Source organism: Nocardia sp. NPDC049149, from assembly GCF_043197455.1.
In the GTDB taxonomy this organism is placed as follows: Bacteria; Actinomycetota; Actinomycetes; order Mycobacteriales; family Mycobacteriaceae; genus Nocardia.
Map to the genome: position 1 here is coordinate 971,778 of NZ_JBICTD010000001.1, position 26,678 is coordinate 998,455.

Consider the following 26,678-nt stretch of genomic DNA (forward strand, 5'->3'; position numbering starts at 1 on the left):
GTATAGAGCGGATGGTTCGACTCAGTCCCGACGGCTGGTCTGATCGAATACCTAAAACGATGTCGCACAACGACTTAACCGACCTCTTCGCGTGCCCTGCTACACATGCCGCTGCCGATCTTCGGGCAGGCAGCCGATGAGCTGACCGAGCGGCCGCGGCACCCTCACCAGGATCGGGAGTACCGCGGCCGCCTGGCGTGGCAGTGGCGACGTATTGTCCATTCTTTCCGGACGTGGTGGCGTTGCTGTCCATGTGCCAGCTAGTGAGGCGTGAGGCTGTTGCTAGGGAATAAGGTGCCACGGCTTGTCAAAGAAATAGCCGATGGATTGCGCACTCGCCAGATACCAAGCGTGGCCGGGCATCTCGATGAGACTTACCGGGGTCGGATAGGCGCTGGAGGTCTTCGAGCGGCCAGCCATGGTTACGTTGGTGCCGACAAAGCACGCCACGAACGGTTGAAACATGCCGTGGACGGGGGTGGCAACCGTGGCGAAGGACAACCCGTTCCCGGGCAGCTTGCTGCCCAAGGCGCGCACCAGCACCATCCACAGGATGCCGCACTGGTTGTCGCGGACGAGCTCGACCGCATCCACGCCTCGGGAATCCAGGCCAGATGGGAGCCTCCGCAGCGGACGAAATCGCCGAGCCGAAAATTCGAAGCGTGGATCCTGTCGCCGACCGAAGGACCTCTTCCGCCGCTGGGCCCGGACTCCGGCGGCAATTGCGGGGAAGGCGTAGTGCTGTGGCCCGCAGCCCAGAGGAAGGTGATCACTCATGCCGCGTTACACAGGATGTATGCGCCCCTGGTGGATTTCCGGCGGAGTGACAAGCCCGACCGCTACAGGAATATGCCGCATATTCAGGTACACCGCGAGTACTTGCCGCATGGGACTCAGCGATACATTCCTGGCGACCACGCTGGCCCGCAACCACAGCGTGGCGATGTGATTATTTGGGGAGATGGTGCTCACGTGGTGGTCGCCACGGGACGCCCTGCCGCCGACGGATCTCCTGAGGTGTACAACTTCTGGCCGTGGCCGAAATACGACTTCGTCTACCACCCGCGCACCAGGGACATCATGCCGACGGTGACTGACGCGGTCCAGATCACCAGCATCGATACGCTGGACCGCTTCGTCAATCCGCCATGGGTTACGCAACGACCAGGGCGCATGTTCGAATCGTTGAGACCGCGGCTGGAGATCGACTACGGACGAGGGCCGTGGTAGTGGCCCGAAACCATTCGCCCCCGGCCTTCTCGACTGTCCGATCGAGCGCATCGACGGCAGCCTGGTGCGCCTGTCCGCGAGCCATGTAGTGCCGTTGAGGCATGGCCGCATGACCTTCGTTCGAGGGTGGCCCCGCCGTCTGCTGACGTCGTGCGGATTGTGTGGAGAGGCGGGGTAGACAGGCTGGAGCGCAAGATGTTTGGGGGAGACTGGCGGGGTGGACGGGACGTGGGACGCGTGGGGTGGGGTGGTGCTTGTCGCGATGGCTGCGGTACCGGTGGGTGGGGTGGTGGCGTGGTGGCTCGCGCGGTGGCGTGGGTGGCGGGTGGCGCTGTGTGAGGTCGGGATGGTGGTGGGGACTGTGCCGTGGTTGTGGATGATTTTGACGCCGAAGGGGAGTGGGCGTTCGGTGAATTTCGTGCCGTTGCGCGATCTGGCCGAGCAGGCGGGTGGTGGTCGGGTGATCGAGCAGTTCGGGGGGAATCTGCTGGTTTTTGCGGCGCTCGGGGTGCTGCTGCCGGTGCGGTGGGCGTGGTTCGGGCGGTCGTATCGAGTGCTGCTTGTCGCGGCCGGTGCGTCGATTGTGGTGGAGGCGGCGCAGTTCGGGCTGGCGATCGGGCGGCACTCGTCCGTCGATGATGTGCTGTTGAATGCGGTCGGTGCGTGCCTGGCGGCGCAGGTTTCCCGATGGTGGTGGGTTGCCGACGCCGGGCGGGTGGATTCGGGCCGCGATCATGTGATGATTCGCCGGTAGTACTTGTGGCGGGCCAGCTTCCGGTCTGGTGCGCTAGCGGGTGATGGCGGCGGACTGGAGTTGGGTGAGGGTGTTCGGGTCTGGCCAGTGGCGGACCTCGTAGCGGCGCGGTGTCATGCCGGGAATCGGTGTGAGGCCGGTGATTTCGGCGACGGTGGCGAAGGGGGCTGCGAAAAGGGTTTCCATCTCGTTGTTTTCGTCGGTGCGGCAGAAGACGATGCGGTCGGCTTCCGGGAGTAGATATTCGACGCCTTCGCCCCAGATGGTGAGGGTGAACGGGCCGCTGTCGTCCTGGGCGAACATGACCGAACCGATGAACGCGGGGTCGAGGTCTTCGTGGTGGTCGAAGGCCAGGTCGTCGTCGAGATCGTCGTTCAGGGCGGTGGATTGGGCGTCGTACTCGGTGACGGCCAAACCGCATCGGGCGCGTTGCACGAAGGGGAGGTGCCGGTGGTGTGGGGACTGATCGAGCGGGATGACGGCGCCGTGGTCGTCGATCGTGTAGCCCTGCGGGGAGATCGGGCGCACGGCGTCGCGGTATTGCCGCTCGACCAGTTCGAAGAAGGGGCCGAGATCGCCGGTGTCGGGGGTGATCAGCAAGGTGTCGACGTCGGGCAGGAAGGCGATCGGGCGGTGCTCGCCGTCGCCGGTGCCTGCCAGCCAGCCGGGGATCAGCGGCCATGAGGTGCAGTAGCCGTCGCCGTTGTCGACGAAACGGAGGATGCCCGATTGCTTGATGCCGCGGGAACCGACCATGGCCGTGAGGTTTTCGTGTGCCGCGGCGAAGACATCGTCGGCGGTGACACCCCAGCGGTCGAGTGTCGCGGTGGAGACGATCGCGCGGGAGTTGGGCAGGTCGACCGCCACCAGCTCGTGTAGGAAGGGCAGCGCGGGCCGGGTGATCACCCGCATGTCCTCGTCCGGGATGTGCTGCCCAAAAGTGCTCGGCCGCATGATCGGTCGCAGCGCGGGACGCACCTGGGGCCAGGAATCCGGTTCGTCCATGTCCTGTACCGCGTCGAGGAAACGGGCGATCCGTTCCTCGCGCTCGTCCGCGGGGAGATCGGCGACCTCTCGAAAGATGTTGCCCAGGTAGATATGTCCGTCCGGCAGCAGGATCCGGAATTCGTCGGGATCGTAGGTCGCTTGCGCGCCGAGATCCTGCATGCGTTGCACAATGAGTGCCGCGAACTGCGCGGCGTCGCCCCCGAATTTCTCCACGCGGTCACCGTAGCCGCGACCAACGACGGTCGCAGTGGGAAGAGCTTCGAATCAGCTGTGCGACAACGGTCCATGCCGGTCGAGATGGAGGTAGGTGTAGCCGGTCACCACCAGGCAGACGACCGTGGCAGTGATGAGCATCGCCCAGCCTGCGACGAGCATGCTCAGCAAACCACCGAGCAGCGCGCCGAGCGCGAAACTCGCATAGAGCAGAAAATAGCCGAGCCAATCTGCGTAATCGCCGCCGCTGATGTGGCGTTCGATGCCCTGAGCCAGTTTCACCAGCGTCCCGGTGACGTAGCTCAGCGGTACCGACACCTCGCCGTCCTTCACGAACGAGGAGTTGAGCGCACCGACACCGAAGGCGACGAACAGGATCGGCACGAAGTCGATCCTGGTGGCGTCGTCGCCCTGGAAGCGGATGATGTCGATGATCGAGGCCATGGCCAAGCTGAAGGTGGTGAGCAGCGTCGGCCCGTGCGGGTGCCCGGACCAGTAGTGCCTGCGGCACCAGGACGCGACGAACACACCGGAGACAAACGACGCCAGCAGGCCCGCCGCCGCGACCGCGGTGTCCGGCTGTTGGTGAAAATGCCCGAGGATGGCGCGCTCGGTGTTTCCGGTCATGAAGGTGACGAAGTAGCCAGAGGTGTGCATGAAGGCCGCGGCACCGATCAGGCCTGCCAATCCGGCCAGTACCCAGGACAGTCTCGCCTCATTGTCGAAAAGTGCCTTCTTGCGAGCTTCGTCCGGTTTCGGCACAGGTCAGGCTCCTTTCGAGGTGTATCCCACTCCACAGTGTTACCGCTCGCCGGTGGAATGCGCACGCGAAGCGCCGCGAGTTGCCGGATGGTCACCAGCGAGCCCGTGATTGCTGGAGCGGGTTCCGGTTCGGGTGTTCGACCGGTATCCGCGCGGTAACCGAGTGACTTGAAAGTGCCGTCTTCCGTGGTCATCTCCGGTAACGCATGATGATGTCAGTTACTAGAAGTAACCATGGAGCGAGTTGTGGACGGGCCGTGTGAACGACCGTCGGTGCGGAGGCTGTTGTGACAAGTGGCACGCAAGAAGCGGGGTTGGCGGCATGACGAGCAAGGTCTCGGCGTTCGCCGACCTCGAGGCGGAGTTCGACCAGTACGTCGGCCGGATCGGCTACGCAACCATGGTGACCGTCGACCGGCAGAATCGGCCACGCACCCGAGTGCTGATCCCGATCTGGGAGACGGTGGACGGCAGGCCGCTCGGCTGGCTGGCGACCTACAAGACGCCGGTCAAAGCGGCCCATCTCGCGGGTAACCCGCATGTCAACTTCTCCTACTGGGCGCCGGGCAACAACTCGGTGGCGGTGGACGCGACGGCAGAATGGGTCGACACGCCCGAGGTCAGGCAGCGGGTGTGGCAGCTGTATCGACAGACCAGCCCGCCGGGCGCCGGGTACGACCTCGGTCAGTTCTGGCTGTCGCCGCAAGACCCGACACTGCAGATCCTGCGGCTGGACCCGTGGCGGATTCAGGTGATTCGCGGCATGGACCTGCGCAGCCGCATCTGGCAGGCGTCGACGGAGGGCGAGCGCGTCGCGGGCTGACACCGCACCGCGCGCCTCGCCGCCGGTTACCGTGCACTGGTGGACTCCGTGCTCGATTTCCTGCTGACCGAACCGCTCGCCTCGACGCCCCTCGACGATGTCGCGGCCGCCTGGACCCGACATCGAGTGGCCGCGAACCGATTCGACAAGCCGGTCGATGTCGCGATCGCAGGCGGGTTCGGCGCGGATCGACTCGGTTACGCCTTTCTGTCGGGATACCAGGAGGCGTTGCGCACGCTGATCCCGGATCTCGCCGAGGACGAACTGGTCGCGTTGTGCGCGACCGAGGCGGGCGGTGGGCACCCGTCGGCAATCAAGACGACGCTCACCGAAGAGCAGGGCACACCTCAGCTGAACGGCACCAAATCCTTTGCCACGCTGGGGATGATGGCGCACCGGCTGGTGGTGATCGCCAGTGTCGGCGTTGCCGAGGACGGCCGGAACCGGTTGCGCGCCACCATGGTCGACGCGCGCGACCCCGGCGTACACGTGACGGCCCTGCCCACGACCCCGTTTGCCCCGGAGATCCCGCACGCCACGGTGACGCTGACAGCTGTTGCGGCGCAGGTGTTGCCGGGCGACGGCTACCTGGACTACCTCAAACCGTTCCGCACGATCGAGGACATTCACGTGCTCGCGGCCGGTCTCGGCTGGCTGGTCCGGGTGGCACGGGAGTCGGGTTGGTCGGCGCAGGTGCTCGAGCAGCTGCTCACGGTGGTCGCGGCGGTGCGCGGGCTCGACATCGATGCGCCGGGTTCCCCTGGCGTGCATATCGCGTTGGGCGGTGCGTTCGCGGCGTTCGGCGGGCTGCTCACGGAGCTGGATTCCCTGTGGGGATCGGTGGATTCGACCACCAGGCAGCGTTGGGAGCGGGATCGGCCGTTGCTCGCGATAGCCGGGCGAGTGCGGGAGCAGCGGCTGGCTACAGCGTGGCGAACGGTGCGGGCCGACCCGATTCAGGCCGACTGACCTGGTCCAGAAATGGGGAGCGGGCCTCGGCGAAGGGGGGGAGTTAGCCGAGGCCCGCGTAAGGTCGGCCCGGGGGGGAGGGGCCGACGTGAATGATCCTACGCGATGATCCGCGATTGTGTGCGCGTGGGGAGCGCCACTTTTCGAAGTTTTTTTGGGTGTGCTTACTTTCCGGCAATCCGCCCTCGTTTCGGGTCGGTGAAGCCCCCTCCGAGAGCACTGATCGATGGTGGCCTGGTGTTAGCCAAAACAGCTGTTGCGCAGGCCGATACCGAGTTCGCGACGCCTCGCTGGCCGCTGTCGATCGGCAGAACATGCCGACCGGTCGCAGTGTGTCGAGCATCGCTGTCTGTTATGGGTGTTTGACGGCTTCGGCGGCGTCGAAAAACGCGGCGCGTGTCGCACGGATCGGTGTGTCCTGGCCGCGGAAATCTGTCGTACCGCGGTGCGAACATGTGTTCGTGCACACGCCGGCCACTCGCATCGGCCGAGCGATCAACTCGCTCGGTCCCTTTCGGCTCGTTCCGCGCCGTGGTCGAGTACCGCGTTGGTTCGATTCGGGTAGTCCGCTACGCACGACTCGGCGGGGGTGCACGCGGGAGTATCTAATCGGTCGCACCTCGACCGGGCACCCCCGAGCACCGCCTGGATCGAGGTGCGACCTTTGTGTGCGCACCCAGGCGGTCGACTTGGGGGTGGCTTTGCTCCGAAAACTATGTACATTGTAGAGAGAAGAGCTCGGCGCCGATGACGACGTGCCACGCAGCGCCATATCGGGGATATGGAATAAATCGGATGAAACTTGTCGGAGGGTCCGGCAATACTGACTCGAGTATCGCCAGCATCCCGATTGCGCGAATTGGTCGGCGCCGACCACGGTGTCGCACAAATACATCCCATGAAAACTGACGAACTTCAGGAGAATCATGCCCGACGCAATAGTCGCCGAGGGTCTGGTCAAACGATATGGCCCGACGGTGGCCCTCGATGGACTCGACCTCACGGTCCCCGAGGGGACCGTCACCGCACTGCTCGGCCCCAACGGCGCAGGTAAAACCACTACGGTCCGGGTGCTGAGCACCTTGTTGGTGCCCGACGCCGGTCGCGCGACGGTCGCGGGAATCGACGTGCTTCGTGATCCGCGGACGCTGCGGGCACGCATCGGTGCGTCCGGCCAATACGCCGCTGTCGACGAATATTTGACCGGCTTCGAGAATTTGGAAATGGTGGGGCGGCTCTATCACATGGGCGTGCAACGCAGTAAGGCGCGCGCCCGTGAACTACTGGAACGCTTCCGGCTCAGCGATGCCGCCGACCGGCCGGTCAAAGGGTATTCCGGCGGTATGCGCAGGCGGCTCGACCTGGCAGGCGCGCTGGTGGCGAACCCGCCGGTGCTGTTCCTCGACGAGCCGACCACCGGTCTGGATCCCCGGGCCCGCCTCGACCTCTGGGACGTCATCGAGGAACTGGTCGCCGGCGGCACCACCCTGCTGCTCACCACCCAGTACATGGACGAGGCCGACCGGCTGGCCGACTCGATCGCGGTGATCGACCACGGCAAGGTCATCGCGCGCGGCACTGCCGACGAGCTCAAGACGCTGGTCGGCGGCGACCGGATCGAGCTCACCGTCGACAACGCGGACAACCTCGCGACGGCAGCGCAGGCGTTGAAAGGCTTGGCAGACGGGGAGATTCACATCGAGCAGGGGTTGCGCCGCATCACCGTGCCCGTCGCGGACGGATCCCAGGCGCTGGTCTCCGCGATCGGCAAGCTCGCCGAGCGCGACGTGCGGATCCACGACGTCGGCCTGCGCAGGCCCTCCCTCGACGACGTCTTCCTCACCCTGACCGGACACGAGGCGGAGGAACTCGTCAACGGAAACGGCCACTCGGCGGCCGACAAACTCGCAGCAGCGGAAGGAAAGACCCGATGACCGCGACGATTCCGGTGATCGACCGGCCCTCGCTCGTCGAGCGACTGTCGATGGTGGTCAGCGACAGCCTGACTATCCTCAAGCGCGGGGTCATCAAGATCAAGCGCGTGCCCGATGTGCTGATCTTCTCGACGTTGTCGCCGATCATGTTCGTGCTGCTGTTCGCCTACATCTTCGGCGCGGCGATCGACATGCCGGGCGGCTACCGGGAGTTCCTGATCGCGGGCATCTTCGCGCAGACGGTGGTGTTCGGCGCGACCTTCACCGGCGCGGCACTGGCCGAGGACATGCAGAAGGGCATCATCGACCGGTTCCGGTCGCTGCCGATGGCACCGTCCGCGGTGCTGATCGGCCGGACGCTCAGCGATGTGGTGATCAACGTGGTCAGCCTGACGGTGATGTCGCTGACGGGCCTGGTCGTCGGCTGGCGGATTCGCGGATCGTTCCTCGACGCGGTGCTCGCCTACGCACTGCTGTTGCTGTTCGCCTACGCGCTGTCCTGGGTGATGGCCTATGTCGGCCTGCTGGTGCGGGCACCGGAGGTCTTCAACAACGCGAGCTTCATGGTGATCTTCCCGCTGACCTTCATCGGCAACACCTTCGTGCCGAGCGAGAAGCTGCCGACGGTGCTGCGGGTGATCGCGGAGTGGAATCCCGTCTCCGCGGTCACCCAGGCGACGCGCGATCTGTTCGGCAACACCAATGCCCTTGCGCCGCCGCCCACTGCGTGGCCGCTGCAGCATCCCGAGCTGGCGACGGTGATCTGGATGGTGCTGATCATGGTGGTGTTCGTGCCGCTGGCGGTCCGGCAGTACAAGAAGACCGTCAGCCGCTGATCACCAGGTCAGCGACTGTTCTCCGCGCCGGCACCCGCCACCGGGGTCGGCGCGGAGCCGTTGCGGGAGTACCCGATCCGCGGCGGCGCCGGGGCGGGCGCAGGCGGCTGCGGGCGCTTGCTTCGCACCAGCCAGGCCACGCCACCTGCCAACACGACAACGACCGCGATCGCGAGCCGGTTACGGATGGGTGCGGATACGTGTAGAGGCCCCAGGGTCATTGGCCCATGCTGGCACAACCCCGCAATTCATGCAGCAGGCCCAGCTCAGCGCCGCGTCGCGCATGTCGACTCCGCCGGGGACGGCAGTCGGTGCGAGAACTGGTGACAGCGCGGCCGGTCCGGGGGTGGTGCCGGAGTTCTGGGGCGGCGGGACCGTAGCATTGCGGGCGTGACCTCACCGAATCAGACCGCTGTGGCAACGCTCCACACGAATCGCGGCGACATCAAGATCTCGCTCTTCGGTAACCACGCTCCCAAGACGGTCCGGAATTTCATCGGCCTCGCCGATGGTTCGGCGCCCTACACCACCGCGAACGCCAGCGGCGGCAGCACGGGCCCGTTCTACGACGGCGCCATCTTCCACCGAGTGATGGACGGGTTCATGATCCAAGGCGGTGACCCGACCGGCACCGGGCGCGGCGGACCAGGCTACGAATTCGGCGACGAATTCCATCCCGAGCTGCGCTTCGATCGCGGCTACCTGCTGGCGATGGCCAACGCGGGACCGGGCACCAACGGATCGCAGTTCTTCATCACCGTCGGCCCGCAGCCGCACCTCAACCGCAAGCACAGCATCTTCGGCGAGGTCATCGATCCGGAGTCCCGCAAGGTCGTCGACGCGATTGCCACGACACCGACGGACCGCAACGATCATCCACTGGACCCCGTCGAAATCACCAAGATCACGATCGAATGAGGTTATGACCGCTCAGCCGCCCGCACCGTCGTGCGTCCGTCACCCCACTCGTCCGACCGGTTTGGCGTGCACGCGCTGCGGACGGCCTGCCTGCCCGGAATGCCTGCGTCCGGCGGCGGTCGGCCAGCACTGCGTCGACTGCCTGCGGCAGGAACAGCGCGATGTCCCGCCGGTGCGCACCGTCGCCGGTGCGCCGGTCGCCCGCGCGCAGCCGTACGTGACCTACGCGTTGATCGTGATCAACGTGGCGGTCTTCGCGATCACCGCGGCGCAGGCCCAGAGCGTGGTGGACAACCAGGCAGCGGCGCTGTTCGGGCGCTGGCAGCTGGTTCCGCCGTATGTCGCCGATGGCGAGTGGTGGCGGGTGATCGGGTCGGGCTTCCTGCACTTCGGCCCGATCCATCTGCTGCTCAACATGTTCGCGCTGTACGTGATCGGCAGGGACACCGAACTTGTGCTCGGCAGACTGCGGTACCTCGCGGTGTATATGGTGTCGATGCTCGGTGGTGCGGCGGGTGTCATGGTGTTCTCGCAAAACAGTGCCACCGCGGGCGCCTCGGGCGCGGTGTACGGTCTGTTCGGTGCGATCACCGTCATCCTGATCCGGTTGCGGCAGAACCCGAATCAGATGCTGATCCTGATCGGCATCAACGTGTTCATCAGCTTCTCGCTGCCGGGCATCTCGCTGTGGGGACACCTGGGTGGGCTGGCCGCGGGCACCCTCGCGACGCTGGGCATCCTGTTCCTGCCCACCTGGTTGCGCGCGAAATCCCAAGAGACGGCGCGCCTCATCGGCTGGATCTCGGTCGGGGTCGTCGCGCTGGCATCCTGCGCGGTGATCGGAGCGACCGCGATGTCGCTGGCCTGATGCGCGCTTCGTGGTTCGGCTCCACGTGAAACACGCCGAACCACGAGGGCGGTCGGCCGACTAGTACTCGTGCCTGAACCACGAAGGTGGTCGGCCGACTAGTAGCCGTCCCGAACCACGAAGGCGGTCAACTGGCTAGGCCTCGACCAGGAGCTTCGTCTCGAACGCCAGGATCTAGCGGGTGCTGTCGCCGGACAGTCGCAGAGACTTGACCAGCTCGTCGTACACGTCATCGGGGCGCGCGCCGAGATCCCAACGGCCGAAGATCATCAGGCGTTCGGTGCCGTCGCGATCGACATCGATCTCGAGCATCGGGTTCTTGCGCCCGAGGCGGCGATAGCTCACTACCCGTGCCCGGACGATCTGCTCGCGGGTGTACTCGTCGGGGCCGAGCAGGGTCCGCACGACCAGCCGCGGCTCGGGCCCGGCAGTGACGGACAACCGGGGCCGCTGCCGGAAGCCGAGTCCGGCCAGTGCCAACAGCCCGACCGCGGCCAACCCGACGAGCAGCCTGCTCGCGGCGTCGGCGGCGAAGACGGCCGCACCGGCGAGGACGACGCCGCCGACGGTGACCGCGACGAGCGCGGGCGTCGGCGTGGTCCAGGCCAGGCGCGGGTCGGGAACGCGGGGGTGCGGATCGGGAGAATCAGGTGTCACGCGTCACTTTCCCCAATCGCTCCTCGAGTTGTCCACAGATTCATCCACAGGTGTGTATGAATGACACGTCTGTAACCCATATGTGGGGGCAGCGTCACTCACCGCAACCCAGATGTGGTGTCAGCGCCACCTCATGGTCATGATCAGACCGACGACCATGAGGCCGAAGCCGATCAGGAAGTTCCAGGCGTTCAGATCGCTCATCCAGGTGATGTGATCGGCGGCCAGGTAGTAGACAAGCAGCCACGCCAACCCGGCGAGCATGAAGCCGAGCATGATGGCGACGTACCAGACCGGCGACGGCCCGGCTTTCACCTTCACCGGAATCCGGCTGGCGGGGTTGATCGTATAGTCGGTCTTCTTACGGACCTTCGACTTGGGCATGTCGTCCTCGTGTTCGGCGTGCAGGTCGGTACCGGCGGGGCTGGCCGAGTCTCGGTGGTGCCGAGCTCGCTCGCCGGGTGGGCGAGGCTCTGGGATCGCAGCCGACCGAGTCGGCGGGGTGGGTGCGGCTGGCGCCCTCCGGTGTGCCTCTAGGCTATCCCAACTGGTAATGGATGCGACGCGGCACCGTACGGCCACGTAATCTCTGTTCATGCGTGTTCTGGTCGTCGACAATTACGACAGCTTCGTGTTCAACCTGGTGCAGTACCTGGGCCAACTGGGTGCCGAGGCCGTGGTCTGGCGCAATGACGACCCGAACCTGGCCGACCTGGACGCCGTCGTCGCCGATTTCGACGGCATCCTGATCAGCCCGGGTCCCGGTACGCCGGATCGCGCGGGGGCAAGCATCGACCTGGTGCATGCCTGCGCGAAGCATTCCGTGCCGCTGCTCGGCGTGTGCCTCGGCCACCAGGCGATCGGCGAGGCCTTCGGCGCCACGGTGACCCGCGCGCCAGAACTGCTGCACGGCAAGACCAGTTCGGTGTTCCACGTCGGCGCCGGGGTGCTGGCCGGCCTGCCCGACCCGTTCACTGCGACCCGCTACCACTCGCTCACTGTCCTCGAGGACACCCTGCCCGACGAGATCGAGGTGCTCGGCCGCACCGAGAGCGGCATCGTGATGGCGCTGCGGCACCGGACGCTGCCGATTCACGGCGTGCAGTTCCATCCCGAATCGGTACTCACCCAGGGCGGGCATCGGATGCTGGCGAACTGGCTCGGTGTCTGCGGCGAGCGTCCGGCCGAGGGCCTGGTGGAGATGCTGGAGGCGGAGGTCGCGGCGCTGGTGCTGCAGTGAGCAGCGGCGAGGCGCGGCTGTGAGCGAGCGCACCGAGGACATAGTGCCCTCGGGCACGACGGAGCTGAGCGCCGGCGAGGCGGAGTCGTGACCCGTCCGCATGTGCTGCTGTCGGTGGCGATGAGCGTCGACGGCTACATCGACGACGCGAGCCCGGAACGGTTGCGGTTGTCGGATGCCGCCGACTTCGATCGGGTCGATCAGGTGCGCGCGGACTCCGACGCGATCCTGATCGGCGCCGAAACCCTGCGTCGCGACAACCCTCGGCTGCTCGTCGACAGCGCCGATCGCCGAGCGGCCCGGATCGCGGTGGGCAAACCCGAGTACCCGCTGAAGATCACCGTCACGGCACGTGGTGACCTCGACCCGGCCCTGCGGTTCTGGCACCACGGCGGCGCGAAACTCGTCTACACCACCGACGCGGGCGCGACCCGCCTCGCCGATTCCCTGTCCGGCCTGGCCGACGTCGTCCCGCTGGGCGCCGATCTCGACTTCGCCGCTCTCCTCGACGATCTCGGCCGCCGCGGCATCGGCCGGCTGATGGTCGAGGGCGGCACCCGCATCCATACTGCGTTCCTCGCCGCCGACCTGGCCGACGAACTCCACCTGGCCGTCGCCCCGCTCCTGGTCGGTGATTCGCACGCCCCGCGGTTCCTCGACCCTGCCTCGTATCCCGGTGCCCCGCACCGCAGGATGCACCTGGCGGACGTCACCCAGATCGGCGATGTCGCGGTCCTGCGCTACCTCCCGAAGGCGATGCACCCTTAGTCGGCTTCGCAGCCACCGAGACGTTTCTCCGAGTTTGCGTGTGCAGACTCGGAATTCGGCGTCGGCTGCGTAGGCGCGGCCACCGACGGGAAAGTTGCACGCGTCGATGACCCGGTTTGCACGCGCCTGGGGCAGTGCCAGGCGGGTGCACGGTTCCGGAGCCACAGCGTGATGTGTCACCTACGGGTGCGCCGTTGCTGCTTGTTGCGAAATCCAGTGGGCCTGCGGTGATATCGGTCCGGGTGGTGCAATTCCGCGCAACTATTCGCAACTGTCGGCGCACGCCTCCACGGTTCGAAACGAGCAACAACCCGCAACTTCGAGGGTGGCATGGACGTCGCGCCGCAACCGGCGGAAGTGCCGGCAGGGCGCAACAAGGTTGCGGATTGTTGCGAACTGATGCTGGATGCTTCAGATTCGCCTGCTGCGCCGAGTTCGGCCTGCAGACCCCCAGTGGAAGGATGGGTGCAGGTGCGCCAAGACGATTCGGAGGCAGTCGGTTGAGTGCTGAGCAGGACGTGATGTTCATGCGGCGGGCGATCGAGCTGGCTCGGAAATGTCCGCCGAGCGAGACGGCGTTCTCGGTGGGCGCGGTGCTCGTGGTCGACGGAGTGGCGATCGCCACCGGGTACTCGCGCGAGACCGACGCGAAGGTGCACGCCGAAGAGTCCGCGCTGAACAAGCTCGATCCGGACGATCCTCGACTGGCCACGGCGACGATCTACAGCACGCTGGAGCCGTGTTCGCAGCGTGCCACCGCGTCGCGACCGCCCTGCACCGACCGGATCCTGCGCGCGGGGATTCCCCGGGTCGTGGTGGCTTGGCGCGAGCCTGCGACCTTTGTGACCAACTGCGTCGGGTTGGAGAGGTTGCGGCAGCACGGCGTCGAGGTGGTCGAGCTGCCCGAGCTGGCGGCCGAGGCGATGTCGATGAACCGCCACCTGGATCTCGGCTAGCGGCTGCGCACATTCCGCCTCCGGTAATGCGACCGGTCGGTACCATCTAGTCAGCTCATCTCGCACAGCACCGAGGTAAATCCGGACACGGGCCACTTACCCACGACGTCACCGCCGGCCGCCGACACCATGTCTCGGCACCCGAGCCCGGTTCGAAGACGCGGCGGAAGAGAGGAAGCGCTATGACGACCGCCAGGGACATCATGAAACCCGGTGGGACGTGGATCTCCAAGGACGAGACCGTCGGGAAGGCCGCGCGCGTGATGGCCGAACTCGGCGTTGGATCGCTGGTGATCGCCGACGACAACGATCGGATGTGCGGCATCATCACCGACCGCGACATCGTGGTGAAATGCATTGCCCAGGGCCGTTCCCCGGCCACCACCAGGGCCGCCGAACTCTGCGCGTCGACGCCGCGCTGGATCGACGCCGACGCCGATATCGAGGAGGTCCTCGATCAGATGGAAAGCCACCGGATCAAGCGCATGCCGGTGATCGAGAAGAAGCGGCTGGTCGGCATGATCAGCGAGGCCGACCTGGCCAGGCACCTCGACGACAATCAGCTCGGCGAGTTCGTGACGGCGGTCTACGGGCGGCCGTAAACCCACCCGAGCCCGGAAACGAAAAAGCAGCGCGGACTTCGACTTTGTCCGCGCTGCTTGCTGTTTCGACCGATCAGCCGAATACCCCGACGGTGATCGACACGGTGCCGTTGCGCGCCACCGCCGATCCGGACGACGGCTGCTGGCTCAGCACCCGGCCAACGGCGCCGGGATCGAGGGTGCCCTGACTGGACTGGTTGATCTGGCTCACCGTGCCGGTCCAGCCTTCCGCGCGCAGCTTGTCCACGGCCTGCGAGACCGTGAGACCGACCAGCGACGGCATCTTGATCTGGTCGTTGGACACCTGCACGGTGACCGTCGAGCCCTTCTCCGCATTGTTGCCACCGGCAGGCGTGGTGGACAGCACCTCGCCCTTGGGCTTGGACGACGGGACTTCCTGGACAACGACTTTGAAGCCGTTGCCCTCGATGTTGGCCGATGCGACATCGACGGACTGCCCGACGACGTAGGGAACGCGGACCGGCTCCGGACCTGAACCGATCGTCAGGATGACCTCCGAGTCGATGTCGACCTTGGAACCCGGCGGCGGATTCTGCTCGGTGACCTTGTCCTTGTCGGTCGCGAGCGACGGCTTGCGCTCTACCGTCGGATTCACCCGCAGCCCGATTCCCGCGAGCTGCTGGGTGGCTTCGTCCTGGGTCAACGCGATCAGCTTCGGCACCGGCACCTGCGTCGGCCCGGTGGACACCATCATGGTGATGGTGTCCTTCTTCTCGGCCCGCGAGCCGCCGAGCGGCGAGGTGGCGATGACGTAGCCGGTCTGAATCTTGTTGTCCGGCTTCTGCTGGATGGCGACCTTGAAGCCGAGGTTCTGCAGCTGTTCGGTCGCCTGCTGCGCGGGTTTGCCGGACAGGTCGGGCACCGCGATCTGATCCGCCTTGCTGCCCGGGCCGAACACCCAGAACAGGGCGAAGGCCACCGCGACGGCGGCGGCCGCGGCGACGGCGATGTAGAGCGTGCGCCGTGGGCCCGCGGGTGCCACCATGGCCTGTTCGGAGGTGTCGTCGTTGCGATCGACGGTGCGGTAGCTGCGCGGTGCAGGCTCGTTCGAGCCGAGGATGGTGGTGCGGTCCTCGTCGGTCATCACCATCGGGGCGATGGGCTTCTGCCCGCCGAGCACCCGGATCAGGTCGGCCCGCATCTCGGCCGCGCTCTGGTACCGGTTGGCCGGGTTCTTGCTCATCGCCTTGAGGATCACCGAGTCGAGCTCGCGCGGTACCCCGGGATGCACGTGCGAGGGCAGCCGCGGATCCTCCCGCACATGCTGGTAGGCCACCGCGACCGGTGAGTCACCGGTGAAAGGCGGCTCACCGGTGAGGATTTCGAACAGCACGCAGCCGACCGAGTAGACGTCGGAGCGGGCGTCGACGGTCTCGCCGCGTGCCTGTTCCGGCGAAAGGTATTGCGCGGTACCGATGACCGCGGCCGTCTGCGTCATCGGGTTGGAGCTGTCGGCGATCGCACGGGCGATGCCGAAGTCCATCACCTTCACCGCGCCTGCCCGGTTGATCATGATGTTGGCCGGCTTCATGTCGCGGTGCACGATCCCGGCCTTGTGGCTGAAATCCAGTGCGGCACAGACATCCGCGATGACTTCCATGGCGCGCCGCGGCGGCAGCGGACCCTGGCCGCGCACGATATCGCGCAGGGTGTCGCCGTCGACATACTCCATCACGATGTACGGCAGTGGCCCGTCGTCGACCTTGGCCTCGCCGGTGTCGTAGACCGCGACGATGGCCGGATGGTTCAGCGCGGCGGCGTTCTGTGCCTCGCGCTTGAACCGCAGGTAGAAGGTGGGGTCACGGGCCAGGTCGGCACGCAGCACCTTGATCGCCACGTCTCGGCTGAGCCGGAGGTCGCGCGCTTTGTGCACCTCCGACATCCCACCGAACCCGATGATCTCGCCCAGCTCGTAGCGGGAGGAGAGATTCTTCGGGGTCGTCATTGTTGTCCTTGCGAAGAAGAGTCGGGCTCGCGGGAAGACTCAGGGGCTCGGGCACCGTTGAGCCCAGGAAAGGGCTTGTCCACTGTAGGAACTATGGGCTTGGACCGGGTGCTCGGTGTCGTTGTTGTCGGTTTTGTCTTGGTCGGTGTGGACGTGGCTGTAGTCGGTTCCGGCGTTGTCGTCGTCGGTTCCGGCGTGGTGGTGGTCGGTTCAGGCGTGGTTGTCGTCGGCTCCGGGATGGTGGTTCGTTCGACCGTAGTCGGCGCAGGCGGCGGCGGAAGCGGTTTCGCGGTCGTCGTGGTCGTCACCGGAGGCGGCGGCGGTTTCGGCACCGTCGTCGATGTCGTCGGCGGTGGCGTCGACTTGTTCGGATTGGTGTTGCCGCCGAATAACAAGTACCCGACGGTCGCGACGAGCAGCACGCCTGCGGCGACGCCTGCGGCCGTCCACTTCTGCGCGCTGGTGAACCGCTTGCCGTCACCTGGCGGCAGCTGGTTGCCGCCGGTGCCGGAATTCAGCATCGTCGCGGGCGCCGCGCCCGCGACGGGATGGCCCGCGGTGCCGACGGCCTGCCCGGCCGGGGTGTTGTAGCGGACCGTCGCGCCGTCGAAATCGGTAGGGGTGGACGGGATGACGACCGTCGGCCCCGGCGGAAGCACTCGGGTGGCGCCGGTCATCGGCACCGCGGCATTGGCTCCGCTCGGCGGCGGCGGCCTACGGCCGGCACGCACCGCGGCGACGGCATCGGCGAACTCGCCGCCGCGCGAATACCGCCCCGCCGGGTCCTTGCCCATGGTGACCTCGATCAGCTCGCGCACATTCGCGGGCAGATCGCCCGGCATCGGCGGCGGCGTCTCGCGCACATGCTTCATCGCGACGGTGATCGCACCGTCGCCGCTGAACGGCCTGGTCCCGGCGAGCGCCTCGTAGCCGACCACGCCGAGCGAGTACACGTCGCTCGCGGCGGTGGCGTCCTCGCCGACCGCCTGCTCGGGCGCGATGTACTGGGCGGTGCCCATCACCATGCCGGTCTTGGTCACCGGCGAGGCGTCCACGGCCTTGGCGATGCCGAAGTCGGTGATCTTCACCTGTCCGGTCGGCGTCACCAGGATGTTGCCCGGCTTGACGTCGCGATGCACCACGCCGGCTCGGTGCGCCACATCGAGTGCGCGCCCGGTCTGTTCGAGCAGGTCGAGGCCCTGCCCGACCGAGAGCCTGCCGAGCCGGTTCAACACCGTGTTCAGCGGCTCACCCTGGACCAGTTCCATGACCAGGTAGGCGGTTTCACTGCCTTGCGGGTCGGTGGTCTCGCCGTAGTCGTAGATCCCGGCGATGCCGGGGTGGTTCAGCTGGGCGGTGGTCTTGGCCTCGGTGCGGAACCGATGCCGGAACGTCGGGTCGGCGGAGAACTCCGCCTTGAGCACCTTGACCGCCACCCGGCGATCGAGCCGAGTGTCCAGCGCCTCCCAGACCTGGCCCATGCCGCCGGTGGCGATCAGGCGTTGCAGGCGGTAGCGGTCGGCGATCATCGCACCGTTGTTCAGCATCCCCGTACCCTCACTCGCACATCCATATCGTTCAGCCCCCTCGCAGACCGGCGTCCAACACCGCACGCGCCACCGGCGCTGCCACCGCGCCGCCGGTGGCGTTCAGCCGGTCCCCGCCGTTCTCCACGACCACCGCGATGGCGATCTTCGGATTCTGAGCGGGCGCAAAGGCGATGTACCAGGCGTGCGGTGGGGTTTTGCGTGGATCGCTGCCATGCTCGGCGGTGCCGGTCTTGGACGCGATCTGATAGCGGGACTTGCCACCTCCGAGGGTGTTGTTCTCCGACGCGATCATCAAATTTGTCAGCGATGACGCTACCTGGACGGTGACGGCTTGGCCGACCGAGACCGGTTTGGTCTTGGAGAGTTCACTGAGGTCGGGCCCCTGCAGTTGGTCGACCAGATAGGGCTCCATCCGGACGCCGCCGTTGGCGACGGTCGCCGCGATCACCGCGTTGTCCAACGGGGTCAGCGCAACGTCACGCTGGCCGATGCTGCTCTGCGCCACCGCGGCGTTGTCGGACATGGTGCCGACCGTGCTCTCGGCGACTGGGATCGGGATGCCGCGCTTCTCGCCGATGCCGAAGGCCTGTGCCTGGTACTTGAGATTCGCGGCGCCCACCTTGACACCGAGTTCGGCGAACGCGGTGTTGCAGGACAGCCGGAACGCGTCGTACAGCGAGGCGGTCGGGCCTGCGCCGCAGTTCTGGCCGTTGTAGTTCTCCAGGGTGGTGTTCGTGCCGGGCAGCGTGACGTTCGGCGCCGCGGTGAACTGGTCCTCCGGCGTCGCGACGTTGTTCGACAACGCAGCGGCGGTGGTGATCACCTTGAAGGTGGAGCCGGGTGGATAGGTCTGCGAGACAGCGCGATTGAGCATCGGCTGGCGTTCGTCCGCGCTCAGCTCCTCCCACGCCTTGGTGCCGCTCGCGCCGTCGTGGCCGGACAACTTGTTCGGGTCGTAGCTCGGCGTGGACACCATCGTGAGGATCTTGCCGGTGCTCGGCTCGATCGCGACCACCGATCCGGTGTAACCCTTGCTGGTCAGCTGGTCGTAGGCGACCTGCTGCATGGCCGGGTCCAGGGTGGTGATGACGTTGCCGCCGCGCGGGTCGCGGCCCGACACCATGTCGACCAGGCGCGACCCGAACAGGTGGCTGTCGGAGCCGTTGAGCACCGAGTCCTCGGCGCGTTCGAGTCCGGTGCTGCCGTACTGCATCGAGTAGAAGCCGGTGGCGGGCGCGTAGGCCTCGGGGCTGCTCGGGTAGGTGCGCAGGTACTTGTACCGGTCCTCGGTGGCGACCGAGGAGGCGAGCACCGTGCCGCCCGCGGAGATCTGACCGCGCTGGCGCGAGTATTCGTCGAGCAGCACCCGGGAGTTGCGCGGATCGGAGCGATAGTCGTCGGCCTTGATCACCTGGACGTAGGTGGCGTTGAGCAGCAACGCGACGATCATCAGCATCACGGCCATGGCGACGCGGCGTAGCGGAGTGTTCATGTCGCAGGCCCCTTTTCCGCTCGACCGGCCTCGGGCTTGCGCAGCAGCTCGGTCGTCGCGTCGGCGATGGGGGCGGCGGGGACATTCTTGCGGGCGGGCGCAGGCGCGCGGGCCGCGTCGGAGACCTTGATCAGGAGCCCGAGCAGCGCGTAGTTGGCCAGCAGCGACGAGCCGCCGTAGGACATGAAAGGCGTGGTGAGACCCGTGAGCGGAATCAGTTTGGTGACGCCGCCGACGACAACGAACAGCTGGATCGCGAGGGTGAAGGCCAGCCCGGCCGCCAGCAGCTTGCCGAAGCTGTCGCGCACGGCGAGCGCGGTGCGCAGGCCGCGCACGATGAGCACCAGGAACAGCACGAGCACGGCGGTGAGCCCGATCAGGCCGAGCTCCTCACCGATCGAGGTGATGATGAAGTCGGTCTTGGCGAAGGGAACCTGGTTGGGCCTGCCGCTGCCGAGGCCGGTGCCTGCCAGCCCGCCGGTGGCGAGCCCGAACAGCGACTGGGAGATCTGGTAGCCGGTGTTGTTGTAGTCGTCGAACGGATGCAGCCAGGTCTCGGTGCGCACTTTGACGTGGCCGAAAGTCTGGTAGGCGAAGAAGAATCCGAGGGTGAGCAGCGCGCCGCCGATGATGAGCCAGCCGACCCGCTCGGTCGCGATGTACAGCATCACCAGCACCGTGCTGAAGATCAGCAGCGAGGTGCCGAGGTCCTTCTCGAAGACGAGCACGCCGACACAGACGATCCAGACCACCACGATGGGGCCGAGGTCGCGGCCGCGCGGGAACTCCATGCCGAGGAAGTGGCGACCGGCGGCGGTGAACAGGTCACGCTTGGCCACCAGCACCGAGGCGAAGAAGATGATCAGCAGGATCTTCGCGAATTCGGCGGGCTGGATGCTGAATCCGGTGATCTTGATCCAGTTCTTGGAGCCGTTGATCTCGGAGAACCGGCTCGGCAGCAGCGCAGGCGTGGCCAGCGCGACCAGGCCGACCAAGCCGAGGGTGTAGCTGTAGCGGGCCAGCGTCCGATAGTCGCGCAACGCGATGAGCAGCACGATGAACACCACCATGCCGAGGCCGGTCCACAGGATCTGCTGGTTCGCGTCGGGCGAGGGCATCGGCCACGAGTTGTAGGCCGCGGTCTGCTCGTCGGCCAGATCGAGCCGGTGGATCAGCACCAGCCCGAGTCCGTTGAGCAGCGCGACAATCGGCAACAGCAGCGGATCGGCGAACGGCGCGAAACGACGCACCGCGAGATGAGCCACCCCGAACAACCCGAGAAAAGCCAAGCCGTACTTGGCGATATCCCAGGTGACCGACTGCTCCTGACTGGCCTCGACCAGAAACAAGGAGGCAGTCGTGATCACCGCCGCACCGGCAAGAAGCAACAGCTCGACATTGCGTCTGGTGCTCGGCGGCGGCGCCGGAGCGAAGCCGCCGGGGGGACTGGGAAAAGCCCCAGCGGCAGGCGGTGCCGGTGCGGACATCAGTCCGTCACCCGGCAGTTCTCCCCCGCGATCTGGGGGTTCGACGACGTGGTCGGCGGCGGAACCGGTGCCTCCGACTTGGTCGGTGGCTTGATCTCGGTGCCACGGGTGTCGACGCCACCCGGCGTCGGCGACGCCGACGGTGGCACCGGGTCACCGGTCGGCGGAGTAGCCGTGCTCGGGGTCGGCGCAGGCTCGGGCGTCGGCACGACACCCGGCTGCGGCACCGAAGCCTTCGCCGGGCACGGCGGCAGCAGCTCGCCCTGCGCGATGGAGCGCATCTGCTCCTTGGCCCGATCCAACGAGCCCGGCGGCAAACCCTTGCCGACCTGTTCGCGGCCGGTCTGCTTGAGATCGGTCACCTTGAGTTCGCGGCAGGACGACGGCAGGCCGGTGCCGGGATCGATCAGCGAGAGCTCGCCGGTCTTGGTGACACAGCCGACGAGGTTCACATCGTGGATCGAGTAGCCGAGCACCGCACCGGGTAGGCCGCGCAGCACCACAACGGAGCCGTTGTCGGCGCCGACGTAGTAGTTGCTGCGAATCATCTTGTAGCCGACCAGCAGACCGACGCCGACGGCGAGCACCAGCGCGACCGCGAGGACTACCCAGCGCAGCTTGTGCGACTTGCCCTTGGCTTCCGGCTCGGGGGTGGCGGCGGCGCGACGCGGTGCGGCACGCGGCGGGCGCATCGCGGCGGCGCGGCCAGCCGCGGTGTTCGGCGGCGGAGTGTCCTCGTCGACGCCGGACGCGGCGCCCGCGACGATCGGATGGCTCTGGCCGTAGTCGAGGTCGATGACATCGGCGACGACGACCGTGACGTTGTCCGGTCCGCCGCTGCGTAACGCGAGCTCGATCAGCCGGTCGGCGCACTCGTCGGTGCTGCCCTCGCGCATGGTGTTCGCGATGGTCTCATCGCTCACCACATCCGAGAGGCCGTCCGAGCACAGCAGATAGCGATCCCCGGCCCGCGCCTCACGCATGATCAGCGTCGGCTCGATCTCGTTGCCGGTGAGCGCGCGCATGATCAGCGAGCGCTGCGGGTGGGTGTGCGCCTGCTCGGGTGTGATCCTGCCCTCATCCACCAAGGATTGGACGAAGGTGTCGTCCCTGGTGATCTGGGCGAGCTCGCCGCCGCGCAGCATGTAGGCGCGGGAGTCACCGATATGCACGAGGCCGAGTTTCTTGCCTGCGAACAGGACCGCGGTGAGCGTGGTGCCCATGCCGTCCAGCTCGGGCTCCTCCTCGACCTGGTCGGCGATCGCGGCATTGCCCTCACGGGTCGCGGCATCGAGCTTGCCGAGCAGATCGTCGCCCGGCTCGTCATCGTCCAGGTGCGCGAGCGCGGCGATCATCAGCTGCGACGCCACCTCGCCCGCGGCATGGCCGCCCATCCCGTCGGCCAGCGCGAGCAGTCGCGCGCCCGCATAGACGGAGTCTTCGTTGTTGCCACGGACAAGACCGCGGTCGCTACGTGCTGCGTAGCGGAGAACGAGTGTCACGATCGCAGCTCGATCACTGTTTTGCCGACACGGACAGGAGTGCCGAGCGGAACCCGCACGGCAGTGGTGACTTTCGCGCGATCGAGATAGGTGCCGTTCGTCGAGCCGAGATCTTCGACGTACCAATCATCGCCACGGGGAGACAGTCGCGCATGTCTGGTCGAGGCGTAGTCATCGGTGAGCACCAGCGTGGAGTCGTCCGCACGTCCGATCAGCACCGGTTGGGTGCCGAGCGTGATGCGGGTGCCGGCGAGTGAACCTTGAGTCACCACAAGAAATTTGGCGCCCTTCTGGCCCCGGCTGAAGGAGGGCAGCACCGCGGAACCGCGTGCGGCCCTGGGCTGTATCCGAATGCCGGATGCCGCGTAGATGTCGCTGCGCAAGGTGCGCAGCACCGCCCACACGAACAACCACAACAGCAGTAGGAACCCCGCACGGGTCAGTTGCAGGATCAGTCCCTGCACGGCGCTCCACCTCCTGTTCGACCGTGTATGTCGGTGCCGTAGGTGCGGTTCGACCACCCCCACCAGCATGCTGGTCTTGCCGACCCCGGTGTCCGGTGCCGTGCGTGTGTTGGCAGCATCATAGGGCCGTCGGTCGATTTCGATCACGATACGACCGACGAATCCCTGATGGCCATGTCGTGACCTGCATCGCGAGCTTACGGGATCAGACGATACGGATCAGGATCTCGGAGTGCCCGGCGCGGATCACATCCCCGTCGGCGAGCTGCCAGTCTTGCACAGGTGAGCCGTTGACGAGCGTCCCGTTGGTGGAGCCCAGGTCCGAAAGCATCGCGGTCTGCCCGTCCCAGCGGACCTCGATGTGCCTGCGCGAGACACCGGTATCCGGCAGCCGGAAATGCGCGTCCTGGCCGCGGCCGATGATGTTGCTGCCCTCGCGCAGCTGGTAGGTGCGCCCGCTGCCGTCATCGAGCTGAAGGGTCGCCGAATAGCCCGAACCCGCTTGCGGGGCAGCGCCGTACGCAGGCGCGGCACCGTAACCGGGCTGCGCGCCATAGCCGGGCTGCTGCGAGTAAGCCTGGCCGTATTCGCCCTGCTGATCGGGGGCGTAGCCAGCCGGATCCGCGTAAGTCGGGTCGCCGTAGGCAGGTTCGGCATAGCCCTGCTGGCCATAGCCCGGCTGGCCGTAGCCCTGGCCTTGCTGGCCGTAAGCCGGATCGGCGTACGCCTGGTCGCCATAGCCTTGCTGGCCGTAACCCTGCTGCTGGCCGTAGCCAGGCTCCTGATAGCCGGGCTGGCCGTACGCGGCAGGCTCCTGATAGCCAGGCTGACCGTACCCGGGCTCCTGGTAGCCAGGCTGGCCGTAGCCGCGATCGGCATAGCCCTGCTGCTGCCCGTACCCCGGCTCCTGGTAGCCAGGCTGACCGTAGGCCTGACCACCCTGCTGGTAGTCGTAGCCGTTCTGGTAGTCGCCGTACCCCTGCTGCTGCGCGTCCGGCGCCTGATAGTCGGCACCGTACGGCGCCGCGCCACGACCGTAGTCCTCGCGGTACGCGCCGTTCTGCGGACGACCGGCAGGCGGTGGGGCGTACCCGCGGTTGCGTGGATCGGACTCCGCGGGCTCACGGCTCGGGTCGTAGCCTGAGTTCTGCGTCATGGGGCCAGCTCCTGGTTGCGGGTTTTCAGGTCGTTGTGGCGGGGGTTCGGGGCTTTGAGCAGATTTCGCCCGGCGACCGATGTCCGGGTCGACCCGGCCGCTTGCCCTGAACTGTCCGGTGTGCAGCGTAGGTGATGCCTCGAACGCCACGTGTACTTCGCCGTAGGTCTGCCAGCCTTGCTCACGGATGTAATCCTGGAGGTGTTTGGCGAACGCGCGGGTGGTGAGGTCGTGATCTGCGTCCAACTGCTGATGATCGGAAGAATTGATAGTGATCACATAACTGTTGGGCGCCAACAGATGTCCGCTGCCGAGCTCCTGGACATGATCGGCGGCCTCCTGCTGCAGCGCCGCCTCCACCTCCTGCGGCACGACATTGCCGCCGAACACCCTGGCGAACACATCACCGACGGCGCCCTGAAGGCGACGCTCGAACCGAGAAACGATGCCCATGTCGGCCTCCCTTCGGTGAGCGTCTCTTCTTCGGATCCGTAACAACGACGCGCGAATATGGCGTGTCGCGTATCGAGCACGTTCATTGCATGATATCCACGATCGTCCACACCTGTAACTCTTGGACAGAACCCCAGGTTCCCCGGCCTGTCCAGCCCCCGCGTCGCGCGCCCACAAGGCGATTTCGTGTCAGCAGGAAGTGCGTGATACTGTCTCCGAGTCGCTCGGGCGAGTGGCGGAATGGCAGACGCGCTGGCTTCAGGTGCCAGTGTCCTTCGGGACGTGGGGGTTCAAGTCCCCCTTCGCCCACTTCATTCGATGCATGGCCCCTGCCCCCGTTGGGCGGGGGCCTTGTCTCATTTCGTCGTGTTTTGCGGGGGCGCAGCCCCCGCGCCCCGCTCGGCGGGGCTTCGCCCCCCGAACCCCCCAATTTGGTTGTCTGCCAGGTGGTGTGGTGCTTCCTTTGTCTCGCTTGCCTGTTTAGCGGGCTTCGCGTGGGTTGCCGTCGTGTGCTGCCCAGCGGTGGGCCGCTGCAACTTTGGCATGTGGTGGTGAGCCTTGATGCCTAGGCGGACCAACGCGGTCTGGCTGACGGTGCGGTCGTTGTTCGGGGTCTGGACAGTGTCGGGGGCTCAGATGTCGTCGACGTAGCGGAGGCCGCGTTTCCGGCCTTCGATGTGGCGACGGTGCTGGCACATCTGGGGGTTGGCCAGCTTTGGGATGAGCAGGAGCAGTGGCCATATTGCTGCTCGCGGCATGATGGAGATCGCGATGTCGAAAGGGTTGGCGTTCATGAACATCCGTAGCCGGAGGCCGTGTCGCTTCTCGAAGTTTCGGTTGGCGACGAACAGGCCGACGATCCAGTAGGTAAGGATGACGAGGCAGCAAACAACCAAGAACTGATTGTTCATCGTGAGCTCCAGAAGGTAATAGCGTGTTGTCACTGGTGAGGGGCACCAGTGGGCAGTCTTCGAGGGATAATTGGTTCCTCGATTCTGGGCCTCGGGCATGATCAGCCGTGTCGGGCATTTGTTCGACAGCGCTGGGGTATCGAGTGTGATACCAGCGGTGCCGGGCCCCTGACCCCGTGATTTCGGTCCGGGGTGGTGGGCGGGGCTAGTGGTAGGCCTTTCGTGGGGGCTTTGTGGGTTCGATGGGGATGTAGTCGCGGAAGTCTGTGTTTCTGATTTCTAGGTTGCAGGCCATGGAGCCGACTTCGCGGTAGGGGAGGACGGTGTGCTGGCCTGGGGTGTCGTAGAGGTCTACGACGGTTAGGGGGCGGCCGGGGATGGCGAAGGTTCTGGCGTCGGCCAGTACGACCATGGGGGTGTGGGATGTCGGTGGGACCAGTGCTGGGACGTGGCCTGGGAGTAGGCCTTTGAAGGCTCGGTGGTCGATGGTGAGGGCGGTCAGCGGGTAGTGCTCCATGTCGATCTTGTCCAGGTCGGGGTTTGCGCCGATCCAGCCGTTTTCGTCCAGTCCGCCCAGCTTGTCGAGTAGGGCGCGCCAGCCTGCGTCGGTGCCGAAGAAGGTGCGCACCAGCAGGACGTTGTCGGTTTCGGGGAGTGGGGGGAAGGGGCGGCGGGGTGGGGTCGTCGGCAGGGCGGGGAAGGCTGGTCTGCCGCGGTCGCCCTGGTACATGCCGTCCACGTCCATGTCTTGGACCAGATGGTCGAAGGTGAGGACACCGGCGATCAGGTCGGTCAGGATCTCGCCGAGCCGGGCCGAGGGGACCCGGACGCCGCGGCCGGGTATCACCGCCAGGTCCACCAGCAACGGTCCGTCGCCGCCGTATATCGCCGGAATGTCGGACAAGACGAGGACAGGTGGCACTGGGCTGTTGTCGGGGACGAGCGCAGGGAAGTTCCCGCCGTGCAGGTTGTTCCATCGGTGGTCCTCGATCGGGCGCAGCCGCACCCCGCTGCTGCCGATGACGAGCACATCGCCTTCGCGGCGGCCCGCGATCTCGTCCAGCAGACCGCCCCATCGTGCTGTGCCGTCGTGGTAGGACGTACACACCAAGAGCACTTCACCGGGCTCCGGTTCGGGGAGTTCGGGATAGGACATGAC

27 protein-coding genes and 1 tRNA gene are annotated in these 26,678 nt (G+C 66.5%); 13 read left to right on the forward strand and 15 right to left on the reverse strand.

Translation table 11 applies throughout. The features are described from left to right. Positions 1–282: 282 nt before the first annotated feature. On the reverse strand, positions 283–594 hold the full coding sequence (locus ACGFNJ_RS04575; RefSeq protein WP_393443272.1) for a hypothetical protein: 312 nt from the start codon (positions 592–594) through the stop codon (positions 283–285). Between the two features lie 378 nt (positions 595–972). On the opposite strand from ACGFNJ_RS04575, the gene ACGFNJ_RS04580 reads away from it, so the two are divergent. After that, positions 973–1,230: a hypothetical protein gene (locus tag ACGFNJ_RS04580; protein WP_393443273.1), complete on the forward strand. Its 258-nt coding sequence runs from the start codon at positions 973–975 to the stop codon at positions 1,228–1,230. Positions 1,231–1,447: 217 nt separating this feature from the next. Beyond that, a complete protein-coding gene (locus tag ACGFNJ_RS04585; protein WP_393443274.1) occupies positions 1,448–1,984 on the forward strand; it encodes a VanZ family protein in 537 nt (178 codons plus the stop codon). Between the two features lie 33 nt (positions 1,985–2,017). Here ACGFNJ_RS04585 and ACGFNJ_RS04590 read toward each other — a convergent pair whose 3' ends face one another. Beyond that, a complete protein-coding gene (locus ACGFNJ_RS04590; RefSeq protein ID WP_393443275.1) occupies positions 2,018–3,205 on the reverse strand; it encodes a hypothetical protein in 1,188 nt (395 codons plus the stop codon). A gap of 51 nt (positions 3,206–3,256) precedes the next feature. After that, on the reverse strand, positions 3,257–3,967 hold the full coding sequence (locus tag ACGFNJ_RS04595; RefSeq protein WP_393443276.1) for a YoaK family protein: 711 nt from the start codon (positions 3,965–3,967) through the stop codon (positions 3,257–3,259). 322 nt (positions 3,968–4,289) lie between these two features. On the opposite strand from ACGFNJ_RS04595, the gene ACGFNJ_RS04600 reads away from it, so the two are divergent. The 4 genes from ACGFNJ_RS04600 to ACGFNJ_RS04615 all read left to right on the forward strand — a co-directional run bounded on the left by ACGFNJ_RS04600 (position 4,290) and on the right by ACGFNJ_RS04615 (position 8,529). Next, a complete protein-coding gene (locus tag ACGFNJ_RS04600; RefSeq protein ID WP_393443278.1) occupies positions 4,290–4,790 on the forward strand; it encodes a pyridoxamine 5'-phosphate oxidase family protein in 501 nt (166 codons plus the stop codon). A gap of 39 nt (positions 4,791–4,829) precedes the next feature. Beyond that, on the forward strand, positions 4,830–5,759 hold the full coding sequence (locus tag ACGFNJ_RS04605; protein WP_393443280.1) for an acyl-CoA dehydrogenase family protein: 930 nt from the start codon (positions 4,830–4,832) through the stop codon (positions 5,757–5,759). Between the two features lie 926 nt (positions 5,760–6,685). Then, a complete protein-coding gene (locus ACGFNJ_RS04610; RefSeq protein WP_393443282.1) occupies positions 6,686–7,693 on the forward strand; it encodes an ATP-binding cassette domain-containing protein in 1,008 nt (335 codons plus the stop codon). Beyond that, complete coding sequence (locus ACGFNJ_RS04615; protein WP_393443284.1) at positions 7,690–8,529, forward strand: ABC transporter permease; 840 nt, start codon at positions 7,690–7,692, stop codon at positions 8,527–8,529. The genes ACGFNJ_RS04610 and ACGFNJ_RS04615 overlap by 4 nt, the downstream gene beginning before the upstream one ends. Before the next feature lie 8 nt (positions 8,530–8,537). Here the strand turns inward: ACGFNJ_RS04615 and ACGFNJ_RS04620 are convergent, their stop codons facing one another. After that, on the reverse strand, positions 8,538–8,750 hold the full coding sequence (locus ACGFNJ_RS04620; protein WP_084655118.1) for a hypothetical protein: 213 nt from the start codon (positions 8,748–8,750) through the stop codon (positions 8,538–8,540). A 169-nt stretch (positions 8,751–8,919) separates the two neighbouring features. Between ACGFNJ_RS04620 and ACGFNJ_RS04625 the strand changes: the two genes are divergently transcribed. After that, positions 8,920–9,447, forward strand: coding sequence for a peptidylprolyl isomerase (locus tag ACGFNJ_RS04625; protein WP_393443286.1), 528 nt, complete (start codon positions 8,920–8,922; stop codon positions 9,445–9,447). A gap of 4 nt (positions 9,448–9,451) precedes the next feature. Then, positions 9,452–10,315, forward strand: coding sequence for a rhomboid family intramembrane serine protease (locus ACGFNJ_RS04630; protein WP_393443288.1), 864 nt, complete (start codon positions 9,452–9,454; stop codon positions 10,313–10,315). 174 nt (positions 10,316–10,489) lie between these two features. Here ACGFNJ_RS04630 and ACGFNJ_RS04635 read toward each other — a convergent pair whose 3' ends face one another. Both ACGFNJ_RS04635 and crgA read right to left on the reverse strand, forming a co-directional pair. Continuing rightward, positions 10,490–10,972 carry a PH domain-containing protein gene (locus ACGFNJ_RS04635; protein WP_393443290.1) on the reverse strand — a complete coding sequence of 161 codons (483 nt, stop codon included), beginning with the start codon at positions 10,970–10,972 and terminating at the stop codon, positions 10,490–10,492. A gap of 120 nt (positions 10,973–11,092) precedes the next feature. Then, complete coding sequence (gene crgA / locus ACGFNJ_RS04640) at positions 11,093–11,356, reverse strand: cell division protein CrgA (RefSeq protein ID WP_069164930.1); 264 nt, start codon at positions 11,354–11,356, stop codon at positions 11,093–11,095. Positions 11,357–11,567: 211 nt separating this feature from the next. Between crgA and ACGFNJ_RS04645 the strand changes: the two genes are divergently transcribed. From ACGFNJ_RS04645 to ACGFNJ_RS04660, 4 genes are all read left to right on the forward strand, one after another. Then, positions 11,568–12,212 carry an aminodeoxychorismate/anthranilate synthase component II gene (locus ACGFNJ_RS04645; protein ID WP_393443293.1) on the forward strand — a complete coding sequence of 215 codons (645 nt, stop codon included), beginning with the start codon at positions 11,568–11,570 and terminating at the stop codon, positions 12,210–12,212. Between the two features lie 87 nt (positions 12,213–12,299). Continuing rightward, complete coding sequence (locus ACGFNJ_RS04650; RefSeq protein ID WP_393443295.1) at positions 12,300–12,980, forward strand: RibD family protein; 681 nt, start codon at positions 12,300–12,302, stop codon at positions 12,978–12,980. 500 nt (positions 12,981–13,480) lie between these two features. Next, entirely contained in the window at positions 13,481–13,936 is a 456-nt protein-coding gene (locus tag ACGFNJ_RS04655; protein WP_393443297.1) for a deaminase, read from the forward strand. A gap of 182 nt (positions 13,937–14,118) precedes the next feature. After that, positions 14,119–14,538 (forward strand): CBS domain-containing protein, encoded by a 420-nt coding sequence (locus ACGFNJ_RS04660; protein ID WP_069164928.1) that lies wholly within the window; start codon positions 14,119–14,121, stop codon positions 14,536–14,538. A gap of 73 nt (positions 14,539–14,611) precedes the next feature. Here ACGFNJ_RS04660 and pknB read toward each other — a convergent pair whose 3' ends face one another. The 7 genes from pknB to ACGFNJ_RS04695 form a co-directional block, all read right to left on the reverse strand. Further along, positions 14,612–16,504: a Stk1 family PASTA domain-containing Ser/Thr kinase gene (pknB, locus tag ACGFNJ_RS04665; protein WP_393443299.1), complete on the reverse strand. Its 1,893-nt coding sequence runs from the start codon at positions 16,502–16,504 to the stop codon at positions 14,612–14,614. Continuing rightward, positions 16,501–18,051, reverse strand: coding sequence for a protein kinase (locus tag ACGFNJ_RS04670; RefSeq protein ID WP_393443301.1), 1,551 nt, complete (start codon positions 18,049–18,051; stop codon positions 16,501–16,503). Before ACGFNJ_RS04670 ends, pknB begins: the two co-directional genes overlap by 4 nt. A gap of 31 nt (positions 18,052–18,082) precedes the next feature. Beyond that, positions 18,083–19,546 carry a peptidoglycan D,D-transpeptidase FtsI family protein gene (locus ACGFNJ_RS04675; protein WP_393443303.1) on the reverse strand — a complete coding sequence of 488 codons (1,464 nt, stop codon included), beginning with the start codon at positions 19,544–19,546 and terminating at the stop codon, positions 18,083–18,085. Then, on the reverse strand, positions 19,543–21,033 hold the full coding sequence (locus ACGFNJ_RS04680; protein WP_393443305.1) for an FtsW/RodA/SpoVE family cell cycle protein: 1,491 nt from the start codon (positions 21,031–21,033) through the stop codon (positions 19,543–19,545). Before ACGFNJ_RS04680 ends, ACGFNJ_RS04675 begins: the two co-directional genes overlap by 4 nt. Further along, positions 21,033–22,535, reverse strand: coding sequence for a PP2C family protein-serine/threonine phosphatase (locus ACGFNJ_RS04685; RefSeq protein ID WP_393443307.1), 1,503 nt, complete (start codon positions 22,533–22,535; stop codon positions 21,033–21,035). The genes ACGFNJ_RS04680 and ACGFNJ_RS04685 overlap by 1 nt, the downstream gene beginning before the upstream one ends. Continuing rightward, a complete protein-coding gene (locus ACGFNJ_RS04690) occupies positions 22,532–22,999 on the reverse strand; it encodes an FHA domain-containing protein (protein ID WP_069165345.1) in 468 nt (155 codons plus the stop codon). Before ACGFNJ_RS04690 ends, ACGFNJ_RS04685 begins: the two co-directional genes overlap by 4 nt. A 205-nt stretch (positions 23,000–23,204) precedes the next feature. After that, a complete protein-coding gene (locus ACGFNJ_RS04695; RefSeq protein WP_393443310.1) occupies positions 23,205–24,608 on the reverse strand; it encodes an FhaA domain-containing protein in 1,404 nt (467 codons plus the stop codon). Between the two features lie 226 nt (positions 24,609–24,834). Between ACGFNJ_RS04695 and ACGFNJ_RS04700 the strand changes: the two genes are divergently transcribed. Further along, positions 24,835–24,917, forward strand: a tRNA-Leu gene (locus tag ACGFNJ_RS04700). 323 nt (positions 24,918–25,240) lie between these two features. Here the strand turns inward: ACGFNJ_RS04700 and ACGFNJ_RS04705 are convergent. Further along, complete coding sequence (locus ACGFNJ_RS04705; RefSeq protein ID WP_393443312.1) at positions 25,241–25,519, reverse strand: hypothetical protein; 279 nt, start codon at positions 25,517–25,519, stop codon at positions 25,241–25,243. A gap of 205 nt (positions 25,520–25,724) precedes the next feature. Continuing rightward, entirely contained in the window at positions 25,725–26,675 is a 951-nt protein-coding gene (locus tag ACGFNJ_RS04710) for a DUF6924 domain-containing protein (protein ID WP_393443314.1), read from the reverse strand. Positions 26,676–26,678 lie beyond the last annotated feature (3 nt).